The sequence below is a fragment of the Pararhizobium sp. DWP3-4 genome (genome assembly GCF_049898205.1).
GTDB lineage: Bacteria > Pseudomonadota > Alphaproteobacteria > Rhizobiales > Rhizobiaceae > Pararhizobium.
Window position 1 is genome coordinate 276,812 of sequence record NZ_JAFCXF010000003.1, and the last position, 14,353, is coordinate 291,164.

The following is a 14,353-nucleotide window of genomic DNA, read 5'->3' on the forward strand; positions in this document are numbered from 1 at the left end:
GGAAATTCAATGGAAAAACGGATACAACCCCTCGCCCGTGACGCAATGGCCTATGTCCTTGCCGGCGGCCGCGGAAGCCGCCTCAAGGAACTGACCGACCGTCGCGCCAAGCCGGCCGTCTATTTTGGCGGCAAGGCCCGCATCATCGACTTCGCGCTGTCAAACGCGATGAATTCCGGTATCCGCCGCATCGGCGTCGCGACGCAGTACAAGGCGCATTCGCTGATCCGCCACCTGCAGAACGGCTGGAACTTCTTCCGCCCCGAGCGAAACGAAAGTTTTGACATCCTGCCCGCCTCCCAGCGCGTCTCTGAAACGCAGTGGTACGAAGGCACCGCCGACGCCGTCTATCAGAACATCGACATTATTGAAGACCACGGCGTCGAATACATGGTCATCCTGGCCGGCGACCATATCTACAAGATGGACTACGAGCTCATGCTGCAACAGCATGTCGACTCCGGCGCAGACGTCACCATCGGCTGCCTGGAAGTGCCGCGCATGGAAGCGACCGGCTTCGGCGTCATGCATGTCGATGAAAAAGACCAGATCATCGCCTTCGTCGAAAAGCCTGCCGACCCGCCGGGCATTCCCGGCAATCCCGGGATGGCGCTGGCCTCGATGGGTATCTACGTCTTCCACACCAAGTTCCTGATGGACGTGCTGCGCCGCGACGCCGCCGATCCGACATCGAGCCGCGACTTCGGCAAGGATATCATCCCCTATATCGTGAGCCACGGCAAAGCCGTCGCCCACCGCTTCAACCAGTCCTGCGTCCGCTCCGATTTCGAGCGCGAAGCCTATTGGCGCGACGTCGGCACGATCGACGCCTATTGGCAGGCCAATATCGACCTGACCCACGTCACCCCGGAACTCGACATCTACGACGGCACCTGGCCGATCTGGACGTTCGCCGAGATCAAGCCGCCGGCGAAATTCGTCCATGACGACGAAAACCGCCGTGGCTCCGCCACCTCGTCGCTGGTCTCCGGCGACTGCATCATTTCCGGTGCCTCGCTCAACCGCTCCATGCTGTTTACCGGCGTCCGGGTGAACTCCTTCTCCCGTCTCGACGGGGCGGTCATCCTGCCGAATGTCAAGATCGGCCGGCATACGCAGCTCAGCAACGTCGTCATCGACAGCCGCGTCGTCATCCCGGAAGGCCTCGTCGTCGGCGAGGATCCGGAATTCGACGCCAAGCGCTTCCGCCGCTCGGAAAACGGCATCTGCCTGATCACCCAGGCGATGATCGACAAGCTGGATATGTGAGCATGGAAGTTCTGTCCGTCGCATCGGAAGTCTTCCCGCTGATCAAGACAGGGGGTCTCGCCGATGTGGCGGGCGCCCTGCCGGCGGCGATGAAACCGCACGGCGTGCGCATGCGCACGCTGATGCCCGGTTATCCGGTGGTTATGCAAAAGATCAAGAAGCCGCAGAAGATCGGCGGCTTCGACAACCTGTTCGGCAACCCCGCCTCGATCCTGGCTGTGGACCACGATGGTCTCGATCTTCTGGTGCTCGACGCGCCGGAATTGTTCGACCGCGACGGTGGCCCGTATGTTGATACGACCGGGCTCGACTACACCGACAATTTCCGCCGCTTCGCCGCCCTGTCGCTGACCGCAGCCGAGATCGCCGGCGGCCTGCTGCCGAGCTGGAAGCCGGATCTCGTCCATGTCCATGACTGGCAGGCGGCGCTGACGCCGGTCTACATGCGGTTTAGCCCGGCGCATGCGACGCCAGTGGTGCTGACCATCCACAACATCGCCTTCCAGGGCCAGTTCGGGCCGGACGTCTTTGCCGAACTGGCGCTGCCGCCGGAAGCCTTTTCGATGAGCTATGTCGAATATTTCGGCGATGTCGGTTTCCTCAAAGGTGGCCTGCAGACCGCCAATGCCATCACCACGGTCAGCCCGTCCTATGCCCAGGAAATCCTCACGCCCGAATTCGGCATGGGCTTTGAAGGCCTGTTGACCGCGCGCCTCGCCAGCCTCTCCGGCATCGTCAACGGCATCGACACCCATGTCTGGGATCCGCAGACCGACAGGAATATCGCCGAGCCCTATGGGCCAGGCTCGCTGAAGAAGCGCGCGGCCAACCGCAAGGCGCTGTCGGCGCAGTTCGGCTTCGACAATGCCCCCGGCCCGATCTTCTGCGTCGTCAGCCGCTTGACCTGGCAAAAGGGCATGGACGTGCTCGCCGAGGTGATCGACGATATCGTCGACAATGGCGGCAAGCTCGCCGTGCTCGGCTCGGGCGATCAGGCGCTCGAAAGCGCCTTCATTTCGGCCGCCGCCCGCCATCCCGGCCGGGTCGGCATGGTGATCGGCTATAACGAGCCTTTGTCGCACCTGATGCAGGCCGGTGCCGACGCCATCCTCATCCCCTCGCGCTTCGAGCCCTGCGGCCTTACCCAGCTCTACGGCCTGCGCTACGGCTGCGTGCCGATCGTCGCCCATACCGGCGGCCTTGCCGACACGATCATCGACGCCAACGAAGCGGCCCTTGCCGCCAAGGTCGCGACAGGCTTTCAATTCTCGCCCGTTTCTGCTCCAAGCTTGCGCCAAGCGCTGCGGCGCGCCTTTACCGCCTACCGGCAACCGAAAGTCTGGGCTCGTCTCCAGGCTCAGGGTATGAAATCAGACGTGTCCTGGGATATGAGTGCGCATCGGTATGCCGACCTCTATTCCAGTCTTCTTGCGAAAGGCTAAGACCATGATCAGAACCGTTCAGACCACGCCCTATTTGGACCAGAAGCCCGGAACGTCCGGCCTGCGCAAGAAGGTGCCGGTCTTCCAGCAGAAGAACTATGCCGAGAATTTCATCCAGTCGATTTTCAACAGCCTCGACGGGTTCAAGGGTCAAACGCTGGTGATTGGCGGTGACGGCCGCTATTACAACCGCGAAGCCATCCAGATCGCCATCAAGATGGCGGCTGCCAACGGTTTTGGCCGCATCCTCGTCGGCCGCGGCGGCATCCTGTCGACGCCGGCCGCCTCCAACGTCATCCGCAAGTACAAGGCCTTCGGCGGTATCGTGCTCTCGGCCAGCCACAATCCCGGCGGTCCGACCGAGGATTTCGGCATCAAGTACAATATCGGCAACGGCGGTCCAGCCCCTGAAAAAGTGACCGACGCCATCTACGCCGGCACCCGCACGATCGAGACCTACAGGATCGCCGAGGTCGCCGATGTCAACCTCGATATCGAAGGCAGCCAGGACGTTGCCGGCATGGAAGTCGTGGTTATCGACCCGGTCTCCGATTATGCCGAGCTGATGGAAAAGCTGTTCGATTTCCGCGCCATCCGCAACCTGATCGGCGGCGGCTTCCGCATCGTCTTCGATGCGATGAGCGCGGTGACCGGCCCCTATGCCAAGGAAATCCTCGAAAATCGCCTGGGCGCCGCCAAGGGCTCGGTGCTCAACTTCATCCCGCTGCCCGATTTCGGTGGCCATCACCCGGACCCGAACCTCGTCCACGCCCGCGCGCTCTACGAGGAAATGATGAGCGACGACGCGCCGGACTTTGGCGCGGCCTCCGACGGCGACGGCGACCGCAACCTGATCATCGGCAAGGGCATCTTCATCACCCCCTCCGACAGCCTTGCCATGCTCGCCGCCAATGCGAACCTCGCGCCCGGCTATTCCAAGGGCCTCGCCGGCATCGCCCGCTCGATGCCGACCAGTGCTGCCGCCGACCGCGTCGCCGAAAAGCTCGGCATCGGCATCTACGAGACCCCGACCGGCTGGAAATTCTTCGGCAATCTGATGGATGCCGGCCTCGTCACCATCTGCGGCGAGGAAAGTGCCGGCACCGGCTCCAACCACGTGCGCGAGAAGGATGGCCTCTGGGCGGTCCTGCTCTGGCTCAACATTCTCGCCGTGCGCATGGAAAGCGTTCAGGATATCGCCCGCCAGCATTGGACCACCTATGGCCGCAACTACTATTCCCGCCACGACTATGAAGAGGTCGATTCGGACGCCGCCAACGGCCTGGTGACCGCGCTGCGCGACCAGCTCGCCACCCTGCCCGGCAAGACCTTCGGCAAGCTGAAGGTCGCCACCGCAGACGACTTCTCCTACAACGACCCGATCGACAAGTCGGTCTCGAACAACCAGGGCATCCGCATCCTGTTCGAAGGCGGCTCCCGCGTCGTCTTCCGCCTGTCGGGCACCGGCACATCGGGCGCGACCCTGCGCGTCTATATCGAACGCTACGAGCCCGATGCTTCCAAGCATGACACCGAAACCCAGGAAGCCCTTGCCGACCTGATCACCGTCGCCGACGAGATCGCCGGCATCAAGACCCGTACGGGGCGCACGGAACCCACTGTCATTACCTGACCGGATGTTCTAAGGGAGGCATAGCCTCTCTTCACCCTCTCTTGAGGGGGAGGGTCGGCACACCGTGCCGGGGTGGGGTGGCCACCCAGAGCTCAATCGCCTCAGATCACCGACCAAACCCAGCTGCACAAGGAAACGCGACAATGACCGACGACGATCTTGTCGCCCTCTACAAGGCGGGGAAATTCAAGGAAGCGCTGGCTGCGGCCATCGGCGAAAACGGCAAATCCAAATCCACGCCAACCCGCCTCGTCATGGACAAGCAGGCAGGAAAGCTGCGCTGCTACCGCGGCAACAAGCGCGTCGAGAAGGACGCCAACGGCGAGTGGCAGCTGGTAAAGCTGCTGGGGTGATACGGTTTCCGGTTGATGAGTTCCGCTCAATCCGAAATCCCGGCGGCTTAACCCCCTCTGTCACTTCGTGACATCTCCCCCTCAAGGGAAGATTATTCTTTTCCCTGGCGATTTTGGAGGCTGATGTTGATCTCCCCCCTTGAGGGGGAGATGTCGGCGTCGCCGACAGAGGGGGTTGAGCCTCCTCAATCTCAGAGGCGATCAACCGGAAACCGTATGAATGCAGCCAGCCATACCGTCAAATTCCGATTTTACGCCACCGGCCGTCCGGTCGCCACTTCCAGAACCTCAAACCAGTCCTGCAGCTCAAACTCGATCTCCACCGCACGCGCCAGCGCCCTCACCCGTTCAGGGTCGGTCGAGCCGATGATCGGCAGCGGCTTCGACGGCAGGCGCAACAGCCAGGCAAGCGCCACCGTGCCCGCACCGTGCACGCCGTATTTGTCTGCAAGGGCGCTCAACAGATCGACCAGAGCCGGGTTGCCTTTCTCCCGGTCGAACAGGCGCCCTCCTCCCAGCGGCGACCACGCCATCGGTGAAATCCCGTAATTGACGCAGTCGTCCAGCGTCCCGTCACAGATCGGCGCGGTATGCGTCACCGAAAGCTCGATCTGGTTGACCATCAGCGGAATGGGCAGCTTCGATTGCAGCATCGCAAATTGTGACGGCGTATAGTTCGAAACCCCCACAGCCCGCGTCTTGCCTTCCGAAACCAGCGCTTCCAGAACCTCGGCCACCTCGGCTGCATCCATCAGCGGATCGGGCCGGTGCAACAGCAGCAGATCGACATGATCGGTCTTCAGGTTGCGCAGCGAGTTTTCCAGCGACCAGCGGATATGAGCGGCCGTGCTGTTATAATGCTTGACGCGATGCTCCGGCCGCGCCGGACCAGTCAGGGCAATGCCGCATTTCGTGACCAGCTCGATCCGGTTGCGCAGGTCGGGACGGGTTGCCAGCATCTCGCCGAACAGCGCCTCGACCCTGTAGCCGCCATAGATATCCGCATGGTCGATCGTGGTGATGCCGGCATCCAGGCAGGTATCGACGGTGCGGGCGATCGAGGCGATCCCGCTCGTTTCCCGGTTGTCGGCAATACGAAAGGCGCCCCAGACCATGCGCGAAAATTCCGGGCCGTCGCGATGGATCTTGATACGGGATGACATGGGCACTCACTCGACGGTTGGTGAAACGGGGAAATTATTGGGGCACGGCTGTGACCGCCAACGTATAGAGTCTCGGCAAACCCGGCACAACGGATGCGCGCGACGTTGGCGGATGAAAAAATTCATCCCCGCAAATCCCCGCCCTCAAAACCCGTGCCATCATCAGTGCGTCTTGTCATCGGCGAGACTGCTAGGCGTAGCGGTGAGACAGGGCCGGTGCCGGGTGAAGGACAGACGTAAGCCTTTGCCGGTGGATGGTCAGAAAGTGGTTTCCCTCTCGTCTGCAAAATGGCGGGGCGTGCCTGTGAGGCACACATGAGGACCGGCGACTGGTGTGTCGAAAGACAGGCCTTTCGCGGCGAGACGGCGAACAGCCGTAAACGCCGCCCCGTATCAAAAGGGCGCCGCCATCCCCGCAGAGAAACCGGAGTTGCCCATCGGCAAACACTGAACGGGGCGCTGGAAGGCGTCATATAAACAAACTTAGCTCCGGCACTTTCCAGCGCCCCGGCCAAGTTAGTATCACAAAAAACCACGGCGGATTTTTCCGGGCGTGGCTTGAGGTGTTGAAGGTTCGGCGATCTCCCTCTTCTCCCCCGCGGGGAGAAGGTGGCCCGCAGGGCCGGATGAGGGGGGCGAAGCCATTGACTCCAGAGTTTGCCGAACCGCCCCCTCATCGCCTCGCATACGCTCGGCACTTCTCCCCGCAGGGGAGAAGCGTAGCTCCCATCTCCCCCTCAAGGGGAGGGTAAAACATACCGCTTGCAAGATCCCCCAAAGCAGAGACAAATCACTGTCAAACCAATCTGATACGCAACCGCAAAGCCCCGCCAGTTCATCCCAAGGTGACCCCGATGCCGAACCCTCTCGCTTCTTCCCTCGGCGCCACGCTCACCGCCAGCGGTACGACCTTCGCGGTCCGGTCGTCCTCGGCCTCCGGCATCGAGCTTTGCCTCTACGACGCGACCGGCGACCGCGAACTGCGCCGCCTGCCGATGCAGCGCGGCGCGGATGATGTTCACAGCCTGACCGTCCCGGATGCGCGGGCCGGAACCCGCTACGGTTTTCGCGCCTCGGGGAGCTACGATCCCGATCATGGCCTCTGGTTCGACCCCGCCAAGCTGCTGGTCGATCCCTATGCCCGCGAACTCGACCGCCCCTTCCATTACGATCCCCGCCTGTCGGCCTTCGGTGACGACACTGCCGATCTCGTTCCCAAGGCGATCGTGACGGAACCGCAGAGCGCGCAACGGCAAGCCCCGATTTTCCAGGCCGGCGGCCTGATCTACGAGGTCGCTGTCCGACCCTTCACCATGCTGCATCCGGAGGTGCCGGAACAGCAGCGCGGCACCGTCGCAGCGCTCGCCCATCCCGCCGTCGTCGCCCATCTGAAGCGCATCGGCGTCTCCGCCATCGAGCTGATGCCGATCACCGCCTGGATCGACGAGCGCCACCTGCCGCCACTTAAGCTCACCAACGGCTGGGGCTACAATCCGATCGCCTTGATGGCGCTCGATCCACGCCTCGTGCCCGGCGGCATGACCGAGCTGCGCGAGACCGTTGCAGCTCTTCATGCCGAGGGCATCGGCACCATTCTCGATCTGGTCTTCAACCATTCCGGCGAAAGCGACCGCTTCGGCGCAACGCTATCGATGCGCGGTCTCGATAATCACATCTATTATCGCCACGCCACGGATCGGCCGGGCGAACTGGTCAACGATACAGGCACTGGCAATACCATTGCCTGTGATCACCCGGTGGTGAGCCAGCTTATCCTCGACAGCCTGCGCCACTTCGTCCTTGCCGCCGGCATAGACGGTTTCCGCTTCGATCTCGGCTCGGTCCTCGGCCGTGACATCAACGGCTTCAACAGCGATGCCGTGCTGCTTTCAGAGATACGCGCAGACCCGGTCCTGAAAGACCGCGTGCTGATCGCCGAACCCTGGGATATCGGCCCCGGCGGCTACCAGCTCGGCAATTTCCCCGCCCCCTTCCTCGAATGGAACGACCGGGCGCGCGACGACCTGCGCCGCACCTGGCGCGGCGACAGCCACACGATCGGGGACCTGGCGACGGCGCTGGCCGGCTCATCCAGTATCTTTTCCCGCAATGGCGGCGAACAGACCCGTAGCGTCAACTTCATCGCCGCCCATGACGGCTTCACGCTGATGGACCTGGTCTCCTACGCCGGCAAGCACAATGAAGCCAATGGCGAGGACAACCGCGACGGCCATAACGAAAACCTTTCCTGGAACAACGGTGTCGAAGGCGCGACCGCCGACGCCGAGGTTCTCGGCTTTCGCCGCCGCGATGTCATGGCGCTGCTGTCGACCCTGTTTGCCACGCGCGGCGCCATCATGCTGACCGCCGGCGACGAGGGCGGCCGCACTCAGCGCGGCAACAACAACGCCTATTGCCAGGACAATGCCATCACCTGGGTCGATTGGAGCACTTTGGACGAGACGCTGATCGCCCATACAGCATCCCTTTCGCAGATCCGCGCCCGCTTCGATGTCTTCCGCGACACCACGTTTTTCACCGGAAACGGCGATGTCGAATGGCTGCGGTTCGACGGCCAGCCGATGACGACGGGCGATTGGGAAAGTGCCACGGCCGATCATCTGGTCATGCTACTCTCAACCGGCGACAGTGTGCAGAACAGACGAACCCGGCTCGCCGTCGTGATCAATCGCAGCCACGCGCCGCATCCGGTGCAGTTGCCGGTCCGGCACGGGTCCGGCTGGCAGAGCCTCTTGCCATCCGCCACGGCGGGTATCGGCACCATCGCGGCGCGCAGTGTCGGTTTCCACGTCGAAATTTTATGAACCTGTACTGCTCCCCCGATTGCCGTTTTTCCCCAGAGCGGCCTATAGAAAACCGGGGGGATGTTTTTGATCGGAAAAGAGAATGCCGCAGGAAATTTCGCTAACGGACGTCAAGAACCTGGTGGGCACCGAGGTCGGCATTTCCGACTGGATCACGGTCACACAGGAAACCATCGACAGTTTTGCCGGCGCAACCGACGACCACCAGTTCATCCATACGGATCCGGCCCGCGCCGCCGCCGAAACCCCGTTCGGCGGCACGATCGCCCATGGATTCCTGTCGCTGTCGCTGTTGTCGGCAATGAACTACAATTGCCTGCCACGCATACGTGAACAGACGATGGGCATCAACTACGGCTTCGACAAGGTGCGGTTCGTGGCACCGGTGAAAAGCGGCGCCAAGGTGCGCGGCCGCTTCACCATGGCCGAAGCCCGCTTCCGCGGTGCCGGCATGCTGATGGTCACCTATGAGGTCACCGTCGACATTGAGGGCGAACGCAAACCGGCGCTCACCGCCACATGGCTGACCATCATCCAGTTCGACCCGAAGGATAGGCCTGACGATGCCTGACTCAAAGACGACAGAGGACAGCGTCCGTCTCGCATTCGTCCAACAGGCGAGTTCCTGCCGCGAGCTCGGTTCCCCCTTCACTGCAAGTCTCTGCGCGCTTACCGCAGAGCGGCTGACCGGTGACCACCCGGTTGGCGCAAAAATTCTGTCCTGGTCCGGCGACCCTTCGCCCGGTGGCGATTCCGTGCCGCTGCGCCTTGCCGGCGCGCTGCATGCGCTGGTGCTGTCCGGCTCGGACAAACAACTTGCCTCAGTCTATCCGCCTCACGCGGCAGGGGCGGATGATCTCTGGAGCTCCATCGACAATGCCCTGCGTACGCATGCCGCCTTCATCTTCGACCGGCTGAAATCGGCGCCGCAAACCAACGAAGTGCGCCGGTCCGGAGCTCTGCTTCCCGGTTTCCTGACCATTTCCAGCATGTTCGAAAAACCGCTCGTCCTCTCGGAAGTCGGCGCCAGTGCCGGACTCAATCTTCATTGGGATCGCTACGAGTACCGGCTCGACGATAGGACCTGGGCTCTGCAGCCGTCACCCGTGCTGATCGCACCGGAATGGCGCGGGGTCCATCCGCCCAACGTTCCCCTTCACATCACCAGCCGCGCCGGCTGCAATCTCAACCCGCTGAACCCGGCAAACGAAGAGGACGCCCTGCGGCTTTTGTCCTATCTCTGGGCCGACCAGACGGACAGGATCGAGCGCACCCGCTTTGCACTCGCCATTGCCGCCACCAACCGTCAGACGGTCGATCGCGCCGATGCCGTGGATTGGCTGGAAAAACGTCTGCAAGAGGTCCACGAGGATCAGGTTCACGTGGTCTACCACACCATCGCCTGGCAATATCTGCCCGCGCATTCAAAGGCAAAGGGCGAAGCCCTGATCGCCGCCGCCGGAGAGCGCGCAACGGAAAGCGCGCCGCTGGCACGCCTGCAGATGGAAGCAGACGATCAGAAACACAGCGCAGCACTGACACTGCAAGTCTGGCCCTCCGGCGAAAAACACCTGATCGGCCGCGCCGATTTTCACGGCCGCTGGGTGGAGTGGATCGGCTGGCCCGGAGCACATTGAGGCTGGGCCAACGATATCAGTTCCCCGCATCCTCGGCAGCTTCCGCTAGAAGCGTCGACACATAAGGCGAAAACGATCGCCAGCATTCGACCCGGAACGTTTCCTCGGCGGTGCGCAACAGCACAATTTCCGCCTTGGCCAGAACCGTGCGCGAGCAGGCGCCGACCGGGAATGCTGCCAGCGACAGGTCCTGCGGGCAACCACCATTGATCGCCACTTCGGCGCCACGTCCCTTAACGATCAGTGCCGTGTTGCGATGGGAAATATCCGTTGCCGAATGCAGCACGTTGCTCGACGCCACCGCCGCCATCAGATCGGCCTCGTTCTCGTCGATGACCAGCCATTCGTCCGGCCCGAGCCAGAGCGCATGGCGGCCGTTTGCGGACGTCGATGTCTTGGCCTTCACCGGCAGCGAAAGGCCAAGCGCACCGGACAGTGCCGAGACGGCATCGGGCTTTGCCCGCAGCGATATCCGGGTTACGGGTGCCGCGACGGAAAGCGAAGCGGCGCCGGAGCCGCCGTGGAAACCGGACAGCGGCAGGGTGCGAGTGGCCAAATCAGCCCCAATCAAATCAGCCATTGATGCGGCCTCCTTCCTTGTCAAAGAACACCATGTCGCGCACCTCGACGGCGATCGTCTTGTCGGGCATCGGCACATACAGCGTCTGGCCGACCTTCGCCTTGCCGCCGGCAACCAGCGCCAGAGCAATCGACCGGCCGCAGTTTTCCGACCAATAGGCCGAGGTCACATGGCCGATCATCGTCATCGGCAGCGGCTGGTTCGGATCGGCAACGATCTGCGCGCCCTCCTCCAGCACCACCTTCGGATCCTTGGTCAAAAGCCCGACCAACTGCTTGCGGCCATCGGCGACCAGATCGGGACGGCGCAGGCCGCGAATGCCGACAAAATCGGTCTTCTTCTTGCCGACCGCCCAGCCGAGTGAGGCATCATCGGGGGTCACGGTCCCGTCGGTGTCCTGACCGACGATGATATAGCCCTTTTCGGCGCGCAGGATGTGCATCGCCTCGGTACCGTAAGCGCAGGCGCCGAGCGCCTCTGCCCTCTCATGGATCGCCGCCCAGACGGCCGGGCCAAAATCGGCGGGAACGTTGACTTCGAAGCCGGTTTCGCCGGTGAACGACATACGGAACAGCCGGGTCGGCACGCCGCAGATTTTGCCTTCGCGAACGCTCATATGCGGGAAGACTTCGTTCGACAGGTCGATGCCTTCGACCAGCGGTGCAATGATCTCGCGCGCCTTCGGTCCCTGAACCGCGATGACGGCCCACTGTTCGGTGGCCGAAGTCAGCCAGACGTTCAGATGCGGAAACTCGGTCTGCAGATAGTCTTCCATGTGGTTCATGACACGGGCGGCACCGCCCGTCGTCGTCGTCACGTGGAAGCGGTCCTCCGCCATACGGCCGACGACGCCGTCGTCATAGACGAAGCCATCTTCGCGCAGCATGATGCCGTAGCGGCAGCGGCCTGGCTTCAGCGTATCCCAGCTGTTGGTGTAGATGAGGTTGAGGAACTGCGCCGCATCCGGGCCAACCACTTCGATCTTGCCGAGCGTCGAGGCATCGAAGATGCCGGCGACATCGCGCACGGTCTTGCACTCGCGGTTGACGGCCTGATGCATGTCCTCGCCGGGCTTAGGATAGTACCAGGCGCGCTTCCACTGACCGACATCCTCGAACACCGCGCCTTGTGCTTCTTCCAAAGCGTGCATCGGCGTCTTGCGCGTCGGGTCGAACAGCTCGCCGCGCGAATGGTTGATCAGCGTGCCGAACGTCACCGGCGTATAGGGCGCGCGGAAGGTCGTCAGGCCGACCTTGGGAATTTCTCGGCCAAGCGTTTCGGCAGCGATCGCAAGGCCGTGGATGTTGGACAGCTTGCCCTGATCGGTCGCCATGCCGTTGGTGGTAAAACGCTTGATATGCTCGATCGAGTGCATGCCTTCGCGCACCGCAAGGCGGATATCCTTGGCGCAGACGTCGTTCTGGAAATCGATGAAGGCCTTGACAGTGGTATCCGGTCCCGCTCCCTCGGCCGCACCCGCCATGCCGCCGGTCCAGGCAAACGCATTCGCACCCTGAAGCGCCAGCTTTTCCTGGGCGGTAAACCCGGACGCATTCGACATCAGTTCGCCGGCAGCCAGCGATTCCTCGATGGTCGCCTGCAGGTCGTTGGTGCCGTTGCAGGCGCCGACGGAGAGGCAGTCCTGGGCATAGGTACCGGGCAGGAAACGCTCGGTCTCGAAGTCGTAAGCCACCTTGCCGCGCGACTGCGAGAACATGTGCACCGACGGCGTCCACCCGGCCGACATCAACAGTGCGTCGATGGCGATCTTGCGGGCGCTGCCGCCGCCATTGCGGGCGACCGACATGGAGGAGACCCGGAGCTTGCCGCCGGTATCGACGACGCCATGACCGGTGAGAACCTCGATACCAAGCGAACGGGCCTCGGCAAGCACTGCCTCGCCCGGCTGTTCGCGGCTATCGACGATGGCAGCAATGGTAACACCGGCCCGCTTCAGGTCGAAGGCTGCTTCATAGGCGGAATCATTGGCCGTATAGACACCGACCTTATTGCCGACGGCGACGCCGAAATGATTGAGGAAGGTGCGGGCGGCAGACGCCAGCATGATGCCGGGACGGTCATTGTTGGCAAACACCATGTGACGCTCGATGGCGCCGGTGGCGATGATGACGCGCTTGGCACGGACCTGCCAGAGACGTTCGCGCGGCAGTTTCCTGTCGGGCTTGGCCAGATGCTCCGTCACACGTTCGTTGAGACCAACGAAATTCTGGGCGTAATAGCCGAAGGCCGTCGTGCGCGGCAGAACCGTGACGTTGCCCATCTTCGCCAGATTGGCTGCCGTGCCTTGCGCCCAGGTGAAGCCGTCCTGACCGTCGATGGTGACGCTCTTGTCGTAGTGCAGCGCACCGCCGACTTCCGGCTGCTCGTCGCAGATGATGACGCGAGCACCGGTCTTGGCGGCGGCCAGCGCTGCCGAGAGGCCGGCCACACCGGCACCGATCACCAGCACGTCGCAATGGGCATAACGGCTGGAATAATGATCGGTATCGTCCTCGGTCGGCGAAACGCCGAGACCGGCAGCAGCGCGGATCTGCGGCTCATAGACATGCTTCCAGGCCTGCTTCGGCCACATGAAGGTCTTGTAGTAGAAGCCTGCGGCAAAGAAAGGCGCCAAAAGGTTGTTGACCGCGCCGACATCAAAGGCGAGCGACGGCCAGCGGTTCTGCGAGATCACCTTCATGCCGTCGAACACGTCCTGCACGGTGGCACGCACGTTCGGCTGCTTGCGGGCAGCGTCGCGCTCGACGCCGATCAATGCGTTCGGCTCTTCGGCACCGGCCGACACGATACCGCGCGGACGGTGATATTTGAACGAGCGGCCGACGAGATGGACGCCATTGGCAAGCAGGGCCGAGGCGACGGTGTCACCTTCCAGTGCCGCATAGCTCTTGCCGTCGAAGACGAAACGGGCGGTTTTTGCAGGGGTGAGACGGCCTGCACCGGGGATACGATTGGCGCCGCTCATTTCGCGTCTGACTCCGTGGCTTCATAGGTTTCGACCGTCGCTTCCGTTGCCGGACGCAGCGTGCCGAGGTCCGGGCGCGGCAAGCCGGCCTTGTAGGTGGTCAGGAACTTGTCGCTGACGGTATCGCGGGCCGCATTGAAGAAACGGCCGCAGCCGTTCAGGTGCCGCCAGCGCTCAAAGGTCAGGCCCTTGACGTTGTCACGCAGGAAGAAGAACGCCTCAAAATCCTCGTCGGTCATCCCGGTCATGTTGGTGGGGCGGGCGATATGGGCGTCGCCGGCCTGGCGGAATTCGAGCTCGGAACGCTCTTCCTCGCAATAGGGGCAGTAGATCAGAAGCATGGGAGACTCCCTGCCGATTGGGCATGACGAAATGGGATGACAAATTCAGCATCGTCTGCGGGGAGACTTACCCCCCTCTGCCCCTCATGGGGCATCTCCCCCTCAAGGGGGGAGATCAGCCGCT

At 62.7% G+C, this 14,353-nt stretch carries 11 protein-coding genes; 7 read left to right on the top strand and 4 right to left on the bottom strand.

The window, feature by feature from the left end; translation table 11 throughout:
• Positions 1 to 9 precede the first annotated feature (9 nt).
• From glgC to ACP7E6_RS10720, 4 genes are all read left to right on the top strand, one after another.
• Complete coding sequence (glgC, locus tag ACP7E6_RS10705; protein WP_426229757.1) at positions 10 to 1,269, top strand: glucose-1-phosphate adenylyltransferase; 1,260 nt, start codon at positions 10 to 12, stop codon at positions 1,267 to 1,269.
• Positions 1,270 to 1,271: 2 nt separating this feature from the next.
• The gene (gene glgA, locus ACP7E6_RS10710; protein WP_426229758.1) at positions 1,272 to 2,711 is read left to right on the top strand and encodes a glycogen synthase GlgA; all 1,440 of its coding nucleotides are present in this window, start codon (positions 1,272 to 1,274) and stop codon (positions 2,709 to 2,711) included.
• A 4-nt stretch (positions 2,712 to 2,715) separates the two neighbouring features.
• Entirely contained in the window at positions 2,716 to 4,344 is a 1,629-nt protein-coding gene (locus tag ACP7E6_RS10715) for an alpha-D-glucose phosphate-specific phosphoglucomutase (protein ID WP_426229759.1), read from the top strand.
• 143 nt (positions 4,345 to 4,487) lie between these two features.
• A complete protein-coding gene (locus ACP7E6_RS10720; RefSeq protein ID WP_426229760.1) occupies positions 4,488 to 4,697 on the top strand; it encodes a hypothetical protein in 210 nt (69 codons plus the stop codon).
• A gap of 251 nt (positions 4,698 to 4,948) precedes the next feature.
• Here the strand turns inward: ACP7E6_RS10720 and ACP7E6_RS10725 are convergent, their stop codons facing one another.
• Positions 4,949 to 5,860 (bottom strand): aldo/keto reductase, encoded by a 912-nt coding sequence (locus ACP7E6_RS10725; RefSeq protein WP_426229761.1) that lies wholly within the window; start codon positions 5,858 to 5,860, stop codon positions 4,949 to 4,951.
• Between the two features lie 854 nt (positions 5,861 to 6,714).
• Between ACP7E6_RS10725 and glgX the strand changes: the two genes are divergently transcribed.
• From glgX to ACP7E6_RS10740, 3 genes are all read left to right on the top strand, one after another.
• Entirely contained in the window at positions 6,715 to 8,685 is a 1,971-nt protein-coding gene (glgX, locus tag ACP7E6_RS10730; RefSeq protein WP_426229762.1) for a glycogen debranching protein GlgX, read from the top strand.
• Positions 8,686 to 8,767: 82 nt separating this feature from the next.
• Positions 8,768 to 9,256 carry a MaoC family dehydratase gene (locus tag ACP7E6_RS10735; RefSeq protein WP_426229763.1) on the top strand — a complete coding sequence of 163 codons (489 nt, stop codon included), beginning with the start codon at positions 8,768 to 8,770 and terminating at the stop codon, positions 9,254 to 9,256.
• A complete protein-coding gene (locus ACP7E6_RS10740; RefSeq protein ID WP_426229764.1) occupies positions 9,249 to 10,322 on the top strand; it encodes a DUF2332 domain-containing protein in 1,074 nt (357 codons plus the stop codon). The genes ACP7E6_RS10735 and ACP7E6_RS10740 overlap by 8 nt, the downstream gene beginning before the upstream one ends.
• Positions 10,323 to 10,338: 16 nt before the next feature.
• On the opposite strand, the gene ACP7E6_RS10745 is transcribed toward ACP7E6_RS10740, so the two are convergent.
• Genes ACP7E6_RS10745 through ACP7E6_RS10755 form a run of 3 tightly spaced genes read right to left on the bottom strand, consistent with a single transcriptional unit; the run spans position 10,339 to position 14,229 of the window.
• On the bottom strand, positions 10,339 to 10,902 hold the full coding sequence (locus ACP7E6_RS10745) for a sarcosine oxidase subunit gamma (protein ID WP_426229765.1): 564 nt from the start codon (positions 10,900 to 10,902) through the stop codon (positions 10,339 to 10,341).
• Positions 10,895 to 13,888, bottom strand: a complete 2,994-nt coding sequence (locus ACP7E6_RS10750) for a sarcosine oxidase subunit alpha (RefSeq protein WP_426229766.1) — start codon at positions 13,886 to 13,888, stop codon at positions 10,895 to 10,897. The genes ACP7E6_RS10745 and ACP7E6_RS10750 overlap by 8 nt, the downstream gene beginning before the upstream one ends.
• Positions 13,885 to 14,229: a sarcosine oxidase subunit delta gene (locus ACP7E6_RS10755; protein ID WP_426229767.1), complete on the bottom strand. Its 345-nt coding sequence runs from the start codon at positions 14,227 to 14,229 to the stop codon at positions 13,885 to 13,887. Before ACP7E6_RS10755 ends, ACP7E6_RS10750 begins: the two co-directional genes overlap by 4 nt.
• Between the last annotated feature and the right edge of the window lie 124 nt (positions 14,230 to 14,353).